The sequence below is a fragment of the Methylovirgula sp. 4M-Z18 genome, assembly GCF_037890675.1.
GTDB lineage: Bacteria > Pseudomonadota > Alphaproteobacteria > Rhizobiales > Beijerinckiaceae > 4M-Z18.
In genome coordinates, this window is the sequence record NZ_CP149574.1 from 2,574,140 (window position 1) to 2,592,028 (window position 17,889).

The following is a 17,889-nucleotide window of genomic DNA, read 5'->3' on the forward strand; positions in this document are numbered from 1 at the left end:
ATCAGCGGAAGCTTACGCCATCGCGTCTTCGAGCGCCGGATAGTCGGTATAGCCCGTCGCGCCTTCCGCATAGATCGTCGCGCCATTGAGCGCGTTCAACGGCGCGCCGCGCTGCAGCCGCTCGACGAGATCTGGATTGGCGATGAACGGCTTGCCGAACGATGCCGCCTCGGCGTCGCCGCGCGCCAAGGCGCCCGTCGCGGCCTCGAAGGTCATGGCTTCGTTGACGACATAATTACCGCCGAAGGCCTTGCGCACCTGCGGTCCAATCTTGGTCTGGGAAATATCGTCGCGCGCGAACAGGAAGGCGATTTTGCGCTTGCCGAGTTCGCTCGCCACATAGGTGAACAGCGCCTCGGGGTTTGAATCCGACATCGAATGGCTGTTCGACATCAAATTGAGATGCATGCCGACCCGGTCGGCGCCCCAAACGCTGATGACCGCATCGGTCACCTCCAGCATCAACCGCGCCCGGTTCTCGATCGAACCGCCATATTGATCGGTCCGCTTGTTGCTGCCGTCATGCAGGAATTGGTCGAGCAGATAGCCGTTGGCGCCATGGATTTCGACGCCGTCGAATCCGGCCCGGCGCGCATTTTCCGCGCCCTTACGATAAGCCTCGATGATACCGGGAATTTCGCTCGTTTCGAGTGCGCGCGGCGTGACATAGGACGTCTCCGGCCGCACTAGGCTCACGCGGCCTTCCGGCGCGATGGCGGACGGCGCCACCGGCAGGTCGCCGTCGAGGAACAGAGGATGCGAGACGCGGCCGACATGCCAGAGCTGCGTGACGATCGTGCCGCCCGCCTCATGGACGCCTTGCGTGACCTTTTTCCACCCTTCGACCTGCGCATCCGACCACAGGCCGGGCGTATCGCGATAGCCGACGCCCTTCGGCGTCACGGCAGTGGCTTCCGTGATGATCAGGCCGGCCGAGGCGCGCTGCACATAATATTCGCGCATCAGATCGTTGGGAACGCGCCCCTCGCTGGCGCGGCAACGGGTCAACGGCGCCATGATGACGCGATTGCGCAGCTTAAGCGCACCAAACTGGACCGGATCGAAAAGACTGGGCATTCAATGCTCCTAGAAAAAAGCCGAACGAAAACGTCAAGGCAAACCGGATCAGGCCGGGTCGACAAGCCTTCGGATGGCCAGGAATGGGAGCCTTCGCCGGCTGGAAGGGCGACCGGCAAAAGCTTAGGGTCGAAACTCAGTCATGAATGGTGTCTGGACGCGGCGAAATTGACCGAATGCCAGGAGATGGGCCGACGCGGGACGTCCGTCCCGCTAGGACCATTGACGCCGCAGTCGGTCAATTTCGCCGCGCCGCTTCGCGGTGAGGTGAAAAATGGTCATCTGCAGCGTCGCAATGCTTGCCGGTACGGACGTAACGGCGGCGCAATGCTCCTTGCATTTGACCATTTTTGACCTCATCCAGACACCATTCATGACTGAGTTTCGACCCTAGTCCGCATATAGGCGACGATTGCGCCGCGGCAATACATTGTGCGCTGCGATCAAGACCCGGCCGGCAGGATGACCGCGAGCAATTGCTGGGCGCTCTGCTTCCAGGTGAACCATGGCATGTCTTTGGACTGCGGCACACGGCCCATCGGGCGTAGGCGAAGCCAATTTGTGATCGCGCCCGCCAAGGCGGAAGGGTCTTCTCCCTGAAAATAGAAGGCAAAATCCGATGCGACCTCGCGGAACACGGGAATGTCGCGGGCGATGATCGGCAAGCCGTGCTGTGCCGCCTCGATCAGCGGCAAGCCAAAACCCTCGCCCAGGGACGCGGCGATCAGGCAAGTCGACGCGGCGTAGATCTTGTCGAGATATTCGTCGCTGGCGGCATTGAGCCAGAACAAGCGTTTGTTGCGTTCGCCATGGCTCTCCAAATGGTTGGCGAGCTCATCGACTTGCCATCCCTTCTTGCCGACCAGCACCAGATTGGCATCGACGCCGCTGGCCCAGAGCCGCTCGAAGGCGGCGATCGTCTGCGCATAGCCTTTGCGCGGTTCGAGCGTGCCGACCATCAGGAACGTGGGGCGCTCGGCCAAGGCCGGAAGGATCGACGCGGAGTCCGGCGGCATCCCCATCGTCGGCTGCGAATCGCCGATGTCGGCGCCGAGATGGAACCATGTGATGCGCAGCGCCGGATTGCGCTCCGGCACATTGGCCTCGATCCAATCATGCGCCTCATAGGCCACCGCGCGGGAAATGGCGATGATGCCGTCGAATTTCGCCACGGTGCTCAACCACGGCCCATGCGCCTCGCGCACGACGCGCGAGAACATCTTCGGTAGGAGAAGCGGCAGCAGGTCGTAAACGACGAAATAGACCGTCACGCCGCGCTCGCGCATCCGGATCAAAGCGCTCTCGTTGGCCTCGACCACATGATGTTGCAGATCGAGACCGAGAAAAACATCGCCGGCACGCACATCGATGGCGTCGTCACGGCCCTCACGATCGCCCCTGCCCTTTGCCAGCCACCGGTTGGCGCGGCGGTAGCCATGGTCGCCTGTCGCATAGACCGGAACGATTGCGACATCGTCCGACGCGAGCAGAAGCAGATTCTTCATCACGCTGCGCACCACGCGCTGAACCCCGGATTTGGAATCGCGTGTATGCAGTTCGGAAATGTCGACATAAATGTGCCGCCGCCGATCCGCGCGTGGCAGCGCCGTATCAATCCCGGCAGCGATACTCAAGAGATCGCGATCGTTGAGCGTGGCGTCTGCTGCGATCACCTCGCGCGTCCGCTGAAGCAGGAGGGGCTTCAGAGCCGCCTCATCGGGCGGAGGCGGAGCGGCATGCGCGCTGACATAGGACGTGATGGCGTCGAGGGCGCGCGTCGCGCTCTGCGCCCAGGAAAATTTCTGGCGCTGCACCTTGCCGAATTCAACCAACCGCCAGCGGTAATCGCCGTCGATCACGAGCCGCGCCATCGTCGCGCTGATCGCCTCCGTCGAGAACGGATCGAACATCGCTTCGGGATTGGCAATAACTTCGGGAATACTCGAGAGATTGGCGCCAATGACCGGCAGATCGAAGGTCATCGCCTCGAGCGCCGGAAGGCCGAAGCCCTCGCTATAGGAGGGAAAAACGAAGCCGAGCGCCGCGCTGAACAATCCGAACAGAACCGCATCCTCGACATAGCCGGTGAAAACGACGCGCCCCTCGGCAAGGCCGAGACCGGCCGCCCGCTGGTGCAGCTCGGCGATATGGACATCCGGCATTTTGCCGGCGAGGACCAGTTGGCAGGCGTTGCGGACCTCCGCCGGCATCATCGCATAGGCGTCGATGAGGCGCGGCAGGTTTTTGCGTGTATCCGATCCGCCGCAATAGAGCAGGAAGGGCTGCCGGATGCCAAACTCCGCGCAGCAGTCGCTGGCCGCCTCGAGATCGGCAACCGTCATCTCGCTCACCGCGCCGGAGATATTCACGACCGCCTGCGGTGCGACCGCCAGGAGATCGAGCGCTTCGCGACGGGTATAGTCGGAAATTGCGAGCAGCAATTGGGCGCGCTTCAGGTGCTCGATTTTGCCGTGGTACCAATCCCGATGCATCCGGCTCTCGAGATATTCCTCGCGATAGCGCAGCGGAATGAGGTCGTAGAGAATGACCGCGGTCGGAATGTTCGGCAGCAAGGCGCCGATGCTCCCGGTCGAATCGTCCGCCAGGCCCGAAAATAGATCAGTGACCAGAACGAGATCGGGCCGGAGCGAGGCCAAAAACGCTTCGCGGATCAGTTCGGATGCGTGCCGGCGTCCCCCGCCCGCATGATCGAATTGCGACGTGTTGACGAGCCCGTCCCAGACACGAATCGCGCTTTGCGGCAGATCGGCGCCGAACTCGGCGCGCAGCGGCAGGAGGCTCTCCGGCAAGGCGCCGTTCAAGGCAAGCACGATCTCTATCCCGCGCCTTTTGGCCTCGGCGATCAGGGCCTTGGTGAAGTCCTTGGTATAGCGGCCGATGCCGCGGAACCGGCTCTCGTTCTGCGCGCCTTGCAGATCGACGACAATACGCATCCCAATCAGGATCCGGACGGTTTCTGCCGCAGCTCGGCATAGATCGACCGGCCGCGGGCGGTCAGATCGTCGACCGTCAGGATGAGCGTGGCGCGCTGTTCGATGGGGCGTAAGATCAGCCGCCGGATCTTGTCCTGCACCGACTGCGGCAAAGCGTCGTAAAGTTTATTGGTGGCCTGCCGGATCAAGGCCTGGTTGCGGGCCCGTGCCACCAGGGATCGAATTGCCCGCTTGAGGGCAGTTCCCGGCGAGCGGACGACCTCGGCGCCGAATTGCGGCAACTTGGCGAGCAGACCGGACATGCGTTCCTTTCACGATTCACGCGACGCCCATCCGGCATGCGGAAAAGGCGGCAGCGGGCTGGCAACCATTTCAAAAGCCGCTTACCGCATCTTGCCACGCCTGGCTAGGTCTCGCCAGAGGTTCCCGCACGGCGACCAGAAAACTCTATAAATCAATAGGTTGCGAAGTTTGGCAGGGGTGGAGGGACTCGAACCCCCATTACCGGTTTTGGAGACCGGTGCTCTAACCATTGAACTACACCCCTAGAGCGTGCCGGTAATGCCGTATCTCGCGCGACGTTGCAAGCCCCGTGTTGAAAAAAGTCAGCGTCGCCGCCTCCGGCCGGGGAATTGCCATCCGGACCGCATATCGGCCCCTCGCCGCTTGCGCTTCACAGCCCTCGGCCCCTTGGGCAACATGGGCGTCGCCCATTCCGCGGTTTCGCATCCCCCACTTCGAGGCTGGCCCCGTGCTTTTCATGATCATCGAGACATTCGACAATGACGACATGCTCCCGGTTTACCGGCGCGCGCGTGACCATGGCCGCGGCCTCCCCGAGGGCGTAACCTATATCAACAGCTGGATCGAACCCAGTTTCAGGCGCTGTTTTCAGCTCATGGACTGCAACGACGCGCGCCTGCTGCAGCAATGGGTCTTGCACTGGCGCGGTACGGGCGCCCATTTCGAGATCGTGCCTGTCGTGGAAAGCGCCGAAACCCGCCGGATCGTCGAGCCATTCCTAGACGCGCCATAACGGCGCGGGCGTGTCGGCGCCCGCGAATCGAGAGGCACACAGGACATGGACAAAGGCGGCTGTTTACGATAAGAACAAAACATGAATATATACCAGTCTAGAAGAAACGCCCGCGTGCGTAGCGGCGCGGCGGGCAGGGGGTTGTGTGGCCCGCGATGAGGAAAGCGCAACATAAAATAAAAATTTTTGAAATCAAACTAATAGAGCGTATTCTCTTTATTTTTCAAATACTTATAATAGAGTAGGCCCGATCGATACCGCACCCCGCCGGCAACGCCGGACTCCATTTTTCGGTTTCCTTTGAAGGTACTAGCGCAAAATGCTGCAGGAGATTGCACGCGGGTTGCGTTAGTCTGACTCCCGCGAGACGAATGGAGACGGGAGAATGGATACCGTAGTTCTGGAATGGGGTAGTCTGCTGTTGCGGTGGACGCATGTGGTCGCTGGCATCGCGTGGATCGGCTCATCCTTTTATTTCATGCATCTGGACGCGAGCCTTCGGCCGACGTCGGAATTTCCGGCCGGCAAGGGCGGCGTCGCCTGGGAGGTGCACGGCGGCGGTTTCTATGAGGTGCGCAAATATCTGGTCGCGCCGGACCAATTGCCCAAGGAGCTGATCTGGCACAAATGGCAATCCTATTCGACCTGGATTTCGGGCTTCTTCCTGCTCTGCTGGGTCTATTACGGCCAATCGCAGCTTTATCTGATCGACCCATCGATCCAGCCGCTATCGCCGTTGGAAGCTGCGGCGATCGGCATCGGCGGTCTGGCCGCCGGCTGGGTCATCTACGACCAATTGTGCAAATCAGCGCTCGGCAAGAATGAGGTGGCGCTCGCCGCCGTCGGCTTCGCCTACATCATTTTCATGGCGTGGTGTTTCCAGCACGTGTTCTCCGGGCGCGGCGCCTTCAACCACACCGGCGCGTTGATGGCGACGATGATGACCGGCAACGTGTTCTTCGTCATCATCCCGAACCAGCGCAAAGTGGTCGCCGATCTCGTTGCCGGCCGCACGCCGGATCCGGCTCTCGGCAAGCAGGCCAAGCAGCGCTCGACGCACAACAATTACCTCACCCTGCCCGTCCTGTTCCTGATGCTGTCGAACCATTATCCGCTGACCTGGTCGACGCCCTACGCCTATATCGTCGTTGGTCTGGTGCTGATCGCCGGCGCTCTGATCCGCCACTATTACAACGTGAGCCATGCGGGCAAGGGCTATCCGTGGTGGACCTGGCTGGTGGCCGCCCTCGCCATCTGGACCGCAATCTGGATCAGCATGACCTCTTCCCCCGGAGGCCGCGAAATGCTCGGCCTGGCGCCTGCTCCCCAGCAGGCGGCCCAAGCCCCCACGATGAGCGCGGACGAAAAACCGCTGTTCACTCAAGCCGCGCAGATCATCAACGCCCGCTGTGCCATGTGCCATGCGGCCGAGCCGGTGCAGCAAGGCATCGGCATCGCGCCGAAGGGCGTTCGCCTCGATAATGACGCGCAGATCTGGAAACAGGCCCGCGCGATCCGTGTCGAGGCGGTGGCCACCCATGCGATGCCGCCGAACAACCTCACCGAAATGACTCAGGAGGAGCGCCAGAAAGTGGCGCTCTGGCTGCATGTGCACGAGATGAGCAACGGCGCAGGGGCGCAATGATATGCCGAAACGTCTCTGGCTCAAGCAACCGCTCGCCATTCTTGCCCAAGATGCCGGCAATGGCCTGGTGATCGAAGGCAGCCGAATTGTCGAAGTGCTGGGGACCAACCAAGGACCGACACAGCCGGTCGATGCGACCTTCGATGCGTCGCGCCACGTGGTGCTGCCGGGTCTCGTCAACACCCATCACCACTTCTATCAAACGCTCACCCGCGCCCACCCGAGTGCGATCAACAAGGAATTGTTTCCCTGGCTGCAGGCGCTCTATCCGATCTGGTCGCGGCTCGATCCGGATACGTTCCGCATCGCCGTGCGCCTTGCGCTCGTGGAATTGCTGCTCTCCGGCTGCACGACGGCGGCGGACCATCATTATCTTTTCCCGGCCAGCCTCAAGGATGCGATCGACATCGAGGCGGATGAGGCCAAGCGCCTCGGCCTGCGCATGACGATCTCGCGCGGCTCGATGAACCTGTCGCAAAAGGATGGCGGCCTGCCGCCCGATTCCGTCGTGCAGGATGCCGACACGATTCTCTCCGACAGCGAGCGCGTCCTCAACCTCTTCCACGACCGCTCGGAAGGCGCTTACACGCAAATCGCCCTCGCGCCGTGCTCCCCCTTCTCGGTCGACAAGAAGCTGATGCAGGACAGTGCGGCCCTCGCAGCGCGTTTCGATGCGCCGCTGCACACCCATCTCGCCGAGACCGAAGACGAAGACCGCTTCTGCGAAAGCGTCTATGGCTGCCGGCCGATCGAACTGCTCGAGGAAACCGGCTGGCTGCGCCCGCGCACCTGGCTCGCCCATGGCATTCATTTCACCGCCGACGATTGCACGAAACTCGGCCGCCACGGCGTCGGCGTGTGCCACTGTCCGACCTCGAATGCGGTGCTTGCGTCGGGCTTCTGCCGCACGCGCGAATTGGAACAGGCGGGCGCTCCGCTCGGCCTCGGCGTTGACGGATCCGCGTCGAACGATTCCTCCAACATGCTGGAGGCGCTGCGCCATGCGCTGATGCTCAACCGCCTGCACTACAAATCCGCGTCGGCGATCACCCATTTCGACGTGCTGCGCTGGGCGACGGAAGGCTCCGCGCGCTGCCTGGGGCGCAGCGACATCGGCCAAATTGCACCCGGCAAACAGGCGGATCTCGCGCTCTTCACGCTGGATGAGTTGCGCTTCTCGGGCAGTCACGACCCGCTCGCCGCCCTCGTCCTGTGCGGTGCGCACCGGGCCGACCGCGTGATGGTCGGCGGCGACTGGCGCGTGGTGGACGGCATGCCGGTCGGGATCGATCTCGTCGCGCTGCGCGAAGCGCACACGAAGGCAGCGGAGAAGTTTAGGGATTAGTCTCTGATCCCTTCTCCCGCGCTATTGCGTGGGAGAAGGGCGCGCTCTCAGACCTTGTTCCCCGCGACATAAGTCGCCTTCACATTCCGATCGTCGCCCATCATCATCAGGATGAACAGTTCTTCGGCTATGTCGCCGTGAACGCTTTCCATGCGGTGCTGCATCGCCGGCGTCGCGCGGGCATCGAGCACGACGATATCGGCCTCGCGGCCCGGCTCCAGCGTCCCGATCTTGTCGCCGAGCCCCAGCGTCAGTGCATTGCCGCGCGTCATCATGTGGAAGGCCGCCAGCGCCGGCCAGCTCTGCTGCTGCAATTGCAGAATCTTGTAGGCTTCCGCCGCGGTGCGCAGCATCGAATAGGACGTGCCGCCGCCGACATCGGTGGCGATGCTCACCTTGACCGGACGCGGACCATTCTTCAACCGCGCCATGTTGAACAGGCCCGACCCCAGGAACAGATTCGACGTCGGGCAGAAGGCCGCGATCGAGTTCGAGCCGCTCAGCGCCGCAACTTCCTCATCCTCCAGATGCACGCAATGGCCGAAGATCGATTTCGGCCCGAGAAGGCCGTAGTGCTCGTAAATCCCCGTATAGCTCGTCAGCTTCGGAAACAGGGTTTTCACATAGGCGATCTCGTTCACGTTCTCGCACAAATGGGTCTGCACATAGACGTCAGGGTGTTCGCGCACGAGCGCCTGCGCCATTTCCATTTGCGCTTCGGTCGACGTGATCGCAAAGCGCGGCGAAATCACATAATGCTGCCGGCCGCGCTTATCCCACTTCTGCAACAGCGCCTTTGATTGATCGTAGCCGCTTTGCGGCGTGTCGCGCAAAGCTTCCGGCGCGTTGCGGTCCATCATCACCTTGCCCGCGACCATGCGCGTGCCGCGCCGCTCGCTCTCGGCGAAAAAGGCCTCGACGGATTCGGGATGCGCGGAACAATAGACGACCGCCGTCGTCGTGCCGTTGCGCAGCAATTCGTCGAGAAAGAACTTCGCGCCCGCCGCCGCATGCACCGGGTCGCGGTATTTCTGCTCCTCGATGAATGTGTATTTCTGCAGCCATTCGAGCAATTGCGTGCCGTAGGAACCAATCACGCGAGTCTGCGGGAAATGGATATGCGTGTCGATGAATCCGGGCAGGATCAGCTCGTGCGGATAATGATCGACCGGCGCACCGGCCGGCAGCGACGGCAGCAGCGTAGCGGCATCGCCGACATCGCTGATGCGGCCGTCGTTCACAACAACCAGCCCGTCCTCAAGATAGCGGTAGCAGGCGGCAAGCCCGACATCGTCAGGGTCCGCTGTGAATGTGAGCACCCGGCCGCGCAGGGCCTTTACTCGTCCGACCGCCATGGTGAAAACTCCTGGAAACCGCTGCAGGCAAAACCTTGATTGTGTAGCACCGCAACTATCCCCTTGCACTCCCTGGAAAAAAAGAAGAAATTTCAAAAAAAATAAGAAAATCGGGAGCCGATCGATGTCGCTGTTAGAAAATATTCAGGCCTTTGTCCGCACGATCGAACTGGGCTCGCTCTCCGCCGCCGGGCGGCAATTGCGCCAGTCTCCTGCGGTCATGAGCCATCGTCTGCAGCAACTCGAAGCGCATCTGGGCGTCCGTCTCGTCAATCGCACCACGCGCCGCTTGCAATTGACCGAGCAGGGATTGGTGTTCTTCGAAAACGCGCGCGTCGTGCTGGAGACGTTGGAGCGCGCGGAATCGGTCGTGTCCGATGTCGGCGCCACGCCGCGCGGCAACCTCAAGGTCACGGCGCCGTTGGTCTTCGGCCGGTGCATGCTCGCGCCGCTCGTGCCAAGCTTCTTGGAAAAATATCCGCATGTCAGCATTCGCTTGCGGCTCTCGGACCATCTGTTGGATCTGCTCAGCGAAGGCGTCGACATGGCCGTCCGCCTCGCGATCATGCCCGATTCGAGTCTGATCGCCCGCAAGATCGCCGATTGCCCGCGCGTGCTCTGCGCATCGCCGGAATATCTTGCAGCCCGTGGCACGCCGGAAACGCCGGAAGATCTGTTCGGCCACAATTGCCTGCTGCTGCGCTTTCCCGGCTCGCAACAATTCCGCTGGACGATACAATCCGGCGACGGCCCGCTCACTTTGTCGGTCCAGGGCCGTGCCGATGCGGACGATGGCGACGTTCTCACGCAATGGGCGCTCGCGGGGCAAGGCATCGCGCTGAAGTCGGCGTTCGAAATCGCCGATGCATTGCGCGACGGGCGGCTGGTGCCAGTGCTGCCGCAATTCCCGCCCCTGCCCGCGACACTGTCTGTCGTCTACCCGCACAAGCGTCTGATGCCGGCGCGCGTCAAACTCTTCGCCGATTTCCTTGTACAGGAAATCTCGCCTCTTATTCAGAAGGCGCATGAAGGGCTGGACCATGTCCTCAAACAGGCCGCCTAAGGCAGGCGGATGAGGTAAGGCTCGGGGAAGAAGAACTCTTCGAGATTGTTGCCCTCGCCGGCGCGGTCGACGACGAGGAAATCCTGCGGCGCGCTGAGCGGCGTGAGCACGCCGTGCCAGAGATTGCGCGGATAGTTCACGCCTTGCCACGGTTGAGTGAGGAACACCTGCGGCTCGCCCGGCCGCCCGCCCGCGTCCGGCGCGACGACGACCAGAAACGGCTGTGCCGACAGCGGAAAAAACGCCTGGCTGCCGAGCGGATGCCGCTCCACCATTTCGAGCTTGAGCGGCAGCGCATAGGGCGTGCCCTTGAAGATGTTGATGATGACATGGCCGCCAGGCCCCACCGCCTCCGACCGCGCGAGCGCGTGATAGCGCTCGGTGCGGCCGTTGTTGATCGGATAGTGCCGCGCGCCATCGGTTTCGATGACTTCTCCGAAGGCGGCAAAGGCCGCGCGCGTCAGAGGGCGAACGATCAATTCGCGCATGCTCAGATCGCCCTGCGCAGCTTCATGTGCCGGTTGACATCCTTGTACAGGAGATAGCGGAAGTTGCTCGGGCCGCCGGCGTAGCACGCTTGCGGGCAGAAGGCGCGCAGCCACATGAAATCGCCGGCCTCGACCTCGACCCAATCCTGGTTGAGGCGGTAGACCGCCTTGCCCTCCAGCACATAGAGCCCGTGCTCCATGACATGGGTTTCGGCAAAGGGGATCACCGCGCCGGGTTGCAGCGTGACGATGGTGACATGCATGTCGTGCCGCAGATCGGCCGGATCGACAAAGCGGGTGGTCGCCCATTTGCCGTCGGTCTCCGGCATCGGGCTCGGCGCAATCTCGCGCTCGTTGGCGAAGATCGGGTCGGGCAGCGGAAGACCCTCGACGCGCTCGTAGGCCTTGCGGACCCAGTGGAAGCGGGTCATCGTGCCGGTTGGGTTGCGCACGCGCCATTGGCTTCCCGGCGGCAGATAGGCATAACCGCCGGGGACGAGGACATGGGTCTGGCCGTCGAGCGTGACCGCAAGTTCGCCTTCGACGACGAACAGAACCCCTTGCGCCTCCGGATCGAGTTCCGGCTTGTCGCTGCCGCCGCCAGGCGCCACCTCGACGATATATTGCGAGAAGGTCTCGGCGAAACCGGACAGCGGGCGGGCGATCACCCAGAGCCGCGTCTGGTCCCAGAACGGCAGGAAGCTGGTGACGATATCGCTGTAGACGCCCTTCGGGATGACGGCATAGGCCTCGGTGAACACGGCCCGGCCGGTGAGCAATTGGGTCTGCGGCGGCAGGCCGCCGGTGGGCGCGTAATAGGATGCCTCTTTCATCAAATCCTCTCCCAGAGCCCGCTAACGAGCCTTTTTATCTAAGCGACCATGCAAAATTCAGATCCGTCACGGAAGACGGTCCTGCAGGCGCAGAAGCGCGATCCGATCGATCTGCTGCAGCGAAGTTTCGAATTCCGTCGCTTTGTCGGACGCAAGCCGCTGCATGAAGGCGTCGAGAATCTCCTGCGTGCTGCGCCCCTTGACCGCGATGATGAAGGGGAAGCCGAACCGGGCAACATAGGCGTCGTTCAATTCGGTGAATCGCACCTTTTGCTCGAGCGTCAATTGGTCGAGTCCGGCGGAAGCCTGTTCGCGCGCCGAATCAGGCGTGAGCATTTTCGCCTGCGCCAATTTGCCGGCGAGATCCGGGTGCGCTTTGATCAGCGCCAGCTTCGCCTCGTCGGACATCGCGCGCATGGCGGCGCTCATCTTGGCGTGCAGGCCCGTGGCCGTGTCCTCGTTTGCCGTTAATCCCGCCCGGTGTGCAGCCTCGGCGATCTGCGGCGTATGTTCGTAGACGTCGCCGAAGACTTCCGTAAACAGCGCGCGCGGCATATGGCTCGGCCGATAGCCGCCTCGCGGCGGATGCCGCTTGATCCAGTGCCTGGCGATATCGATCCGGCGCGCGACCCAGACGCCGTCGTGCGACGTCACATAATCGAGGAACCGGGCGAGCGCCAAGGCCCGGCCGGGACGGCCGACCAGGCGGCAATGTAGGCCGATCGACAGCATCTTCGGCGCAACCGCGCCCTCGGCATAAAGCAGGTCGAAGGAATCCTTGAGATAGGTGAAAAACTGTTCGCCGGTGTTGAAGCCTTGCGGGGTCGCAAAGCGCATGTCGTTGGCGTCGAGTGTGTAGGGTACAATCAGATGCGGCCCATGCGGCCCCTCGATCCAATAGGGGAATTCGTCGGCATAAGCGTCGGCCGAATAGAGGAAACCCTGATCCTCCAAGGTCAGCGGCAACGTGTGCACCGAGGCCCGCCCCTGATAAAAACCGAGCGGCCGCCCGCCGGTGAGTTCGCGCTGGATGCGGATCGCCTCGTCAATGTGCCGGCGCTCCTCGTCGGCGGTGAAATCCTTGTACTCGATCCATTTGTAGCCGTGCGTGGCGATTTCCCAATCCGCCGCCAGCATCGCCTTGACGGCTTCGGGATTGCGCTCCATCGCGGTGGCGACGCCGAACACCGTGACCGGCAATTTGCGGGCGGTGAACATCCGGTACAACCGCCAGAATCCGGCCCGCGAGCCGTATTCGTAGATCGATTCCATGTTCATGTGCCGCTGCCCCGGCCAGGCCTGGGCGCCAACGATCTCGGACAGGAAAGCCTCGGAAGCCACGTCGCCGTGCAGGATGCAGTTTTCGCCGCCCTCCTCGTAATTGATCACGAATTGCAGGCAGATTTTGGCGCCGCCGGGCCATTGCGCCGCAGGCGGCGTCGGGCCGTAGCCGATCAGATCGCGGGGATAGGGGAGCGAGTCAGCCGTCATGACAGTTCAGATCCAGTCCAATGCAAGAGCGAGCCTAGCCTGTTTTTGCCGCAGATATTGTCTCGTTTTTTTTGAAACTACTTCTCCCAAGACGCAACTTATCACCCCATCTTGATTGTGATGTCTTGTCGTCGTGGCCAGGGCAAGCGAACGGCTCTTCGCAGGAGCGCAAGAAATTTGCAACCCGCCACATTTTGGAGGCCTTTCGAAGGAAGTGGACAGGCGCCAGGGGAAGAAGCCAGAAGTGCCGCCCGATTATGCCAGGTTCGGCTGACGAACCCATAGATCTGCGAAGCGGAATGCGCCAGATTGAAAACTGGTACATGCTCCGGCCAGAGGTGGCTGGAGCATGTCATTCGGAGGGAAAGAATGACAAAAGGTCACTCCGGCACGGGCGGACGGCTGACGACCCACGTGCTTGACACGGCGACGGGCAATCCGGCCGCCAAACTGCGAATCGACCTGTTCCGCTTGAACGGCGACGGGCGCGAACTTCTGACCACCATCGCCACCAATGACGACGGACGCAGCGACGGGCCTTTGTTGGCGGGCGCTGCACTCGAACCTGGACGCTACGAACTCCTCTTCCATGCCGGCGACTATTTGCGCGCCACCGGCGTCAAGCTGCCGGATCCGGCCTTCCTCGACGAGATCCCGATACGCTTTGGCATCGCGGACGCGAATCGGCATTATCATGTGCCGTTGCTCATTTCGCCCTATTCCTATGCCACATATCGCGGGAGCTGAGCGGCTCGCCCGCTCGCCTCGACGGAGACTTTCTTGATGCGCTCCAAAGTCCGATTTTTACTCGGCAACCACGAAATCTGCGAGATCGACCAGCTCGATCCGACCCAGACGGTCTTGGACTGGCTGCGGCTGCATAAGCGTCGTACCGGCACCAAGGAAGGCTGCAACGAAGGCGATTGCGGTGCCTGCACCATCGTCATCGCCAGCCTGAAGGACGGCCAGCTCAGCTATCGCGCCGCCAATTCGTGCATTCAGTTCGTCGGCACGTTGGACGGCTGCCAATTGCTCACGGTCGAAGACTTGAAGCAGGACGGCCGCCTGCACCTCGTGCAGCAGGCGATGGTCGATTGCCACGGCTCGCAATGCGGGTTCTGCACGCCGGGTTTCGTCATGTCGCTCTACGCGATGACGAAGCAATATCCGACGCAGCCGACAGAAGTCCAAATCGACGAAATTCTCGCCGGCAATCTGTGCCGCTGCACCGGCTACGCGCCGATCGTCCGCGCCGTCCACCAGATCTACGCAGCCGGACTGCCGGCCGACCCGGCGGCGGATAGGGTGCGCGAACAGCTCGCCGCCTGGCAGGACGAGACGACGCTCAAAATCGGCGATGGCGAGCGCACCTTCTATGCGCCCGCGACCGAAGACGATCTCGCGCGGGTGCTGCTCGATCAGCCGCAAGCCACGATCGTCGCCGGCAATACGGATGTGGGCTTGTGGGTGACGAAGCAAATGCGCCGGCTCGACCCAGTCGTGTCGATCGGCCGCGTCCAGAGCTTGAAGACGATTCACGAGACGGCGACGACTTTGGAGATCGGGGCCGGCGTCACCTATAGCGATGGCACCGCACGCATTGCCGCGTTCTATCCGGATTTCGGCGACATGCTGCGCCGGCTCGGGTCGACCCAGATCCGCAACGCCGGCACGATCGGCGGCAACATTGCCAACGGCTCGCCGATCGGCGATGCGACGCCGGCGATCATCGCCATGGGCGCGACCTTGCACCTGCGCCGCGGCGATCAGCGCCGCGCGATGCCGATCGAAGATTATTTCATCGCCTATGGCAAGCAGGATCGGCAGCAGAGCGAATTCGTGGAGCGCATCAGCATCCCGAAGCCGCAGAGCAATCTGCACTACCGCGTGTACAAGATCTCCAAGCGTTTCGACCAGGATATTTCCGCCGTGCTCGGCGCCTTTGCCCTGACCCTCGACGACGGCAAGATCAACGAGGCGCGGATCGCCTTTGGCGGCATGGCGGCGACGCCGAAACGCGCGAGCCGGACCGAGGCCGTCCTGCGTGGCCGCGTATGGGATGAAGAAGCGGTCACCGCGGCGATAGCGGCGATCGCCGAGGACTTCACGCCGATCAGCGACATGCGCGCCAGCGCCGCTTACCGGCTCAAGGTCGCGCAGAATTTGCTGCGCCGCCTCTATGTCGAAACCAATGGGTCCGGCGCGGAAACCCGCCTCGCAGGTCAGGAGATTCTGGTCCATGCATAAGCCCTCGCCCCAGATCGGCTCCAACAATGCTTCCGTGCGCGGCGCGGTCCATGTTTCGCTGCGGCACGACAGCGCCCACAAGCATGTTGCCGGCGAAGCCGTCTATATCGACGACATGCCTGAGCCCGCAGGGATGCTGCACGCCTATTTCGGCCTGAGCGACCGCGCCCATGCGCGCATCGTGTCGGTGGACCTCGAGCCCGTGCGCAAGTCGCTCGGCGTCGTCATGGTGCTCACCGCCGCCGATCTGCCGGGCGTCAACGATGTGAGCCCGGTCAACAAGCACGACGAACCGCTGCTTGCCGCCGACACAATCGAGTTTCATGGCCAGCCGATTTTCGCCGTTGCCGCAACGACGCGCCAAGCCGCGCGCTATGCCGCAGCGCAGGCGATCGTAACCTATGAAGATCTGCCCGCCGCGCTCGATGTCGATGCGGCGCGCGCCATGAACATGCCCTATGTGACCGAGCCGCTGACCCTAAACATCGGCGATACCAAGGCCGCCCTCGCTGCGGCGCCGCGGCGCCTGTCGGGACGGCTCGAATTCGGTGGGCAGGATCACTTCTATCTCGAAGGCCATATCGCCGTCGCGGAACCGGGCGAAGACGAGGATGTGAAAGTCTACTCCTCGACCCAGCATCCGAGCGAAGTGCAACATATGGTGGCGCATATACTTGGCATTTCCTCGAACGCTGTGACGGTCGAGACGCGCCGCATGGGCGGCGGCTTCGGCGGCAAGGAAACACAAGGCAATCAATTCGCCTGTATCGCGGCGATCATCGCCAAGCGCACGGGCCGCGCGGTCAAGATCCGCCCCGACCGCGACGACGATATGGTGATGACCGGCAAGCGCCACGATTTCGTGGTGAATTACGATGTCGGCTTCGACGACACGGGCCGCATCCATGGCGTCGACGTGGTCTTTGCAGCGCGCTGCGGTTTCGCAGCCGACCTTTCCGGCCCGGTGACCGACCGCGCGCTGTTTCATGCCGACAATGCCTATTATTATCCGTCCGCGCATTTGACCTCGCAGCCGCTGAAGACGAACACCGTTTCGAACACTGCGTTTCGCGGCTTCGGCGGCCCGCAAGGCATGATGGGCGCCGAGCGAATGATCGAGGAGATCGCCTTTGCGCTCGGCAAGGACCCGCTCGACATCCGCAAGGTCAATTTCTATGGCACCGACGAGCGCAACGTCACGCCGTACCATCAGACGGTCACCGACAACATCATCGCGGATGTGGTGGCGGAGCTCGAAAAACGTTGCGACTATGCGGGCCGCCGACGCGCACTCGCCGAGCTCAACGCCAAGAGTCCGGTCATCAAGCGCGGCATCGCGCTGACGCCCGTCAAATTCGGCATTTCCTTCACCGCGACGCATTACAATCAGGCCGGCGCGCTGGTCCACATCTATTCCGATGGCAGCGTGCATCTCAACCACGGCGGCACGGAAATGGGGCAAGGCCTCTACACCAAGGTCGCGCAGGTGGTCGCGCAGGAATTGCAGATCGATATCGATCACGTGAAGATCACGGCGACGACGACGGCGAAAGTGCCGAATACGTCGGCCACCGCCGCCTCGTCCGGCGCGGATCTCAACGGCAAGGCGGCGCAGGCTGCGACGCATACGCTCAAAAAACGCCTCGTTGAATTTGCCGCGGAGAAATGGGCGGTCGATCAGGATCAGGTCGTGTTCTTGCCGAACCGCGTGCGCGTCGGCAATCAGGAAATCCCCTTCCCCGATTTCGTCAAGCACGCCTATATGGCACGCGTGTCGCTGTCGGCGACGGGCTTCTACAAGACCCCCAAGATCCATTGGGACCGCGCCAGCGGCCGCGGCCGGCCGTTCTATTATTATGCCTACGGCGCAGCCTGTTCGCTCGTGGCCATCGATACGTTGACCGGCGAATATCGCATCGAGCGCGTCGACATTCTGCACGATGCAGGCAATTCCCTGAATCCGTCCGTGGACATCGGCCAGATCGAGGGCGGGTTCGTTCAGGGCGCGGGTTGGCTGACCACCGAAGAATTGGTGTGGGACGATAAGGGCCGCCTGCGCACCCATGCGCCGAGCACCTACAAGATCCCGGCTTGCGGTGATCGTCCGCGCATCTTCAACGTCGAGCTGTTCCAATCCTCGGGCAACCGCGAAGAGGCGATCTTCCGCTCGAAGGCCGTCGGCGAACCGCCGTTCATGCTCGGCCTGTCGGTGTGGCAGGCGATCTCTGATGCGGTGGCCAGCGTCGCCGAACACCGTGTCAATCCGCGGCTCGATTGCCCAGCAACGCCCGAGCGCGTGTTGGCTGCGGTCGAACGGGTCCGCGCCGCCGACCCGATACGCAAAGGCACATGACC

The 17,889-nt window shown here is 62.5% G+C and carries 14 protein-coding genes and 1 tRNA gene; 7 read left to right on the forward strand and 8 right to left on the reverse strand.

Annotation, left to right across the window (positions count from 1 at the left end; all coding sequences use genetic code 11):
- Positions 1-12: 12 nt before the first annotated feature.
- From V9T28_RS11960 to V9T28_RS11975, 4 genes are all read right to left on the reverse strand, one after another.
- A complete protein-coding gene (locus tag V9T28_RS11960; RefSeq protein WP_116399171.1) occupies positions 13-1,077 on the reverse strand; it encodes an alkene reductase in 1,065 nt (354 codons plus the stop codon).
- Positions 1,078-1,520: 443 nt separating this feature from the next.
- Entirely contained in the window at positions 1,521-4,031 is a 2,511-nt protein-coding gene (locus V9T28_RS11965; protein ID WP_116399172.1) for a glycosyltransferase family 4 protein, read from the reverse strand.
- A gap of 5 nt (positions 4,032-4,036) precedes the next feature.
- Positions 4,037-4,333, reverse strand: a complete 297-nt coding sequence (locus V9T28_RS11970; RefSeq protein ID WP_116399173.1) for a hypothetical protein — start codon at positions 4,331-4,333, stop codon at positions 4,037-4,039.
- A gap of 170 nt (positions 4,334-4,503) precedes the next feature.
- Positions 4,504-4,578, reverse strand: a tRNA-Trp gene (locus V9T28_RS11975).
- A 213-nt stretch (positions 4,579-4,791) separates the two neighbouring features.
- On the opposite strand from V9T28_RS11975, the gene V9T28_RS11980 reads away from it, so the two are divergent.
- The 3 genes from V9T28_RS11980 to V9T28_RS11990 all read left to right on the forward strand — a co-directional run bounded on the left by V9T28_RS11980 (position 4,792) and on the right by V9T28_RS11990 (position 8,057).
- The gene (locus tag V9T28_RS11980; RefSeq protein WP_339071857.1) at positions 4,792-5,067 is read left to right on the forward strand and encodes a DUF3303 domain-containing protein; all 276 of its coding nucleotides are present in this window, start codon (positions 4,792-4,794) and stop codon (positions 5,065-5,067) included.
- 385 nt (positions 5,068-5,452) lie between these two features.
- Entirely contained in the window at positions 5,453-6,712 is a 1,260-nt protein-coding gene (locus V9T28_RS11985) for a urate hydroxylase PuuD (RefSeq protein ID WP_116399175.1), read from the forward strand.
- Position 6,713: 1 nt separating this feature from the next.
- Positions 6,714-8,057: an 8-oxoguanine deaminase gene (locus V9T28_RS11990; protein WP_116399176.1), complete on the forward strand. Its 1,344-nt coding sequence runs from the start codon at positions 6,714-6,716 to the stop codon at positions 8,055-8,057.
- Between the two features lie 47 nt (positions 8,058-8,104).
- Here the strand turns inward: V9T28_RS11990 and guaD are convergent, their stop codons facing one another.
- Positions 8,105-9,412 (reverse strand): guanine deaminase, encoded by a 1,308-nt coding sequence (gene guaD, locus V9T28_RS11995; RefSeq protein ID WP_116399177.1) that lies wholly within the window; start codon positions 9,410-9,412, stop codon positions 8,105-8,107.
- Positions 9,413-9,536: 124 nt separating this feature from the next.
- On the opposite strand from guaD, the gene V9T28_RS12000 reads away from it, so the two are divergent.
- Positions 9,537-10,475, forward strand: a complete 939-nt coding sequence (locus V9T28_RS12000) for a LysR family transcriptional regulator (protein ID WP_116399178.1) — start codon at positions 9,537-9,539, stop codon at positions 10,473-10,475.
- Here V9T28_RS12000 and V9T28_RS12005 read toward each other — a convergent pair.
- The 3 genes from V9T28_RS12005 to puuE all read right to left on the reverse strand — a co-directional run bounded on the left by V9T28_RS12005 (position 10,472) and on the right by puuE (position 13,287).
- Positions 10,472-10,963, reverse strand: coding sequence for an ureidoglycolate lyase (locus V9T28_RS12005; protein ID WP_116399179.1), 492 nt, complete (start codon positions 10,961-10,963; stop codon positions 10,472-10,474). The two genes, V9T28_RS12000 and V9T28_RS12005, sit on opposite strands and share 4 nt — an antisense overlap.
- Positions 10,964-10,965: 2 nt before the next feature.
- On the reverse strand, positions 10,966-11,796 hold the full coding sequence (locus V9T28_RS12010; protein ID WP_116399180.1) for a bifunctional allantoicase/(S)-ureidoglycine aminohydrolase: 831 nt from the start codon (positions 11,794-11,796) through the stop codon (positions 10,966-10,968).
- A 66-nt stretch (positions 11,797-11,862) separates the two neighbouring features.
- On the reverse strand, positions 11,863-13,287 hold the full coding sequence (gene puuE / locus V9T28_RS12015) for an allantoinase PuuE (protein WP_116399181.1): 1,425 nt from the start codon (positions 13,285-13,287) through the stop codon (positions 11,863-11,865).
- A 369-nt stretch (positions 13,288-13,656) separates the two neighbouring features.
- Here puuE and uraH point away from each other — a divergent pair, with 369 nt between their 5' ends.
- The 3 genes from uraH to xdhB are packed head-to-tail and all read left to right on the forward strand — an operon-like array spanning position 13,657 to position 17,887.
- Entirely contained in the window at positions 13,657-14,034 is a 378-nt protein-coding gene (gene uraH / locus V9T28_RS12020; protein WP_116399182.1) for a hydroxyisourate hydrolase, read from the forward strand.
- Between the two features lie 36 nt (positions 14,035-14,070).
- Positions 14,071-15,534 carry a xanthine dehydrogenase small subunit gene (gene xdhA, locus V9T28_RS12025; protein WP_116399183.1) on the forward strand — a complete coding sequence of 488 codons (1,464 nt, stop codon included), beginning with the start codon at positions 14,071-14,073 and terminating at the stop codon, positions 15,532-15,534.
- Complete coding sequence (xdhB, locus tag V9T28_RS12030) at positions 15,527-17,887, forward strand: xanthine dehydrogenase molybdopterin binding subunit (protein WP_116399184.1); 2,361 nt, start codon at positions 15,527-15,529, stop codon at positions 17,885-17,887. The genes xdhA and xdhB overlap by 8 nt, the downstream gene beginning before the upstream one ends.
- Positions 17,888-17,889 lie beyond the last annotated feature (2 nt).

Excerpts from the sequence above, each read along its gene's own strand:
- V9T28_RS11960 (WP_116399171.1), bottom strand. The coding sequence starts at position 1,077 with ATGCCCAGTCTTTTCGATCCGGTCCAGTTTGGTGCGCTTAAGCTGCGC.
- V9T28_RS11965 (WP_116399172.1), bottom strand. The coding sequence starts at position 4,031 with ATGCGTATTGTCGTCGATCTGCAAGGCGCGCAGAACGAGAGCCGGTTC.
- V9T28_RS11970 (WP_116399173.1), bottom strand. The coding sequence starts at position 4,333 with ATGTCCGGTCTGCTCGCCAAGTTGCCGCAATTCGGCGCCGAGGTCGTC.
- V9T28_RS11980 (WP_339071857.1), top strand. The coding sequence starts at position 4,792 with ATGATCATCGAGACATTCGACAATGACGACATGCTCCCGGTTTACCGG.
- V9T28_RS11985 (WP_116399175.1), top strand. The coding sequence starts at position 5,453 with ATGGATACCGTAGTTCTGGAATGGGGTAGTCTGCTGTTGCGGTGGACG.
- V9T28_RS11990 (WP_116399176.1), top strand. The coding sequence starts at position 6,714 with ATGCCGAAACGTCTCTGGCTCAAGCAACCGCTCGCCATTCTTGCCCAA.
- guaD (WP_116399177.1), bottom strand. The coding sequence starts at position 9,412 with ATGGCGGTCGGACGAGTAAAGGCCCTGCGCGGCCGGGTGCTCACATTC.
- V9T28_RS12000 (WP_116399178.1), top strand. The coding sequence starts at position 9,537 with ATGTCGCTGTTAGAAAATATTCAGGCCTTTGTCCGCACGATCGAACTG.
- V9T28_RS12005 (WP_116399179.1), bottom strand. The coding sequence starts at position 10,963 with ATGCGCGAATTGATCGTTCGCCCTCTGACGCGCGCGGCCTTTGCCGCC.
- V9T28_RS12010 (WP_116399180.1), bottom strand. The coding sequence starts at position 11,796 with ATGAAAGAGGCATCCTATTACGCGCCCACCGGCGGCCTGCCGCCGCAG.
- puuE (WP_116399181.1), bottom strand. The coding sequence starts at position 13,287 with ATGACGGCTGACTCGCTCCCCTATCCCCGCGATCTGATCGGCTACGGC.
- uraH (WP_116399182.1), top strand. The coding sequence starts at position 13,657 with ATGACAAAAGGTCACTCCGGCACGGGCGGACGGCTGACGACCCACGTG.
- xdhA (WP_116399183.1), top strand. The coding sequence starts at position 14,071 with ATGCGCTCCAAAGTCCGATTTTTACTCGGCAACCACGAAATCTGCGAG.
- xdhB (WP_116399184.1), top strand. The coding sequence starts at position 15,527 with ATGCATAAGCCCTCGCCCCAGATCGGCTCCAACAATGCTTCCGTGCGC.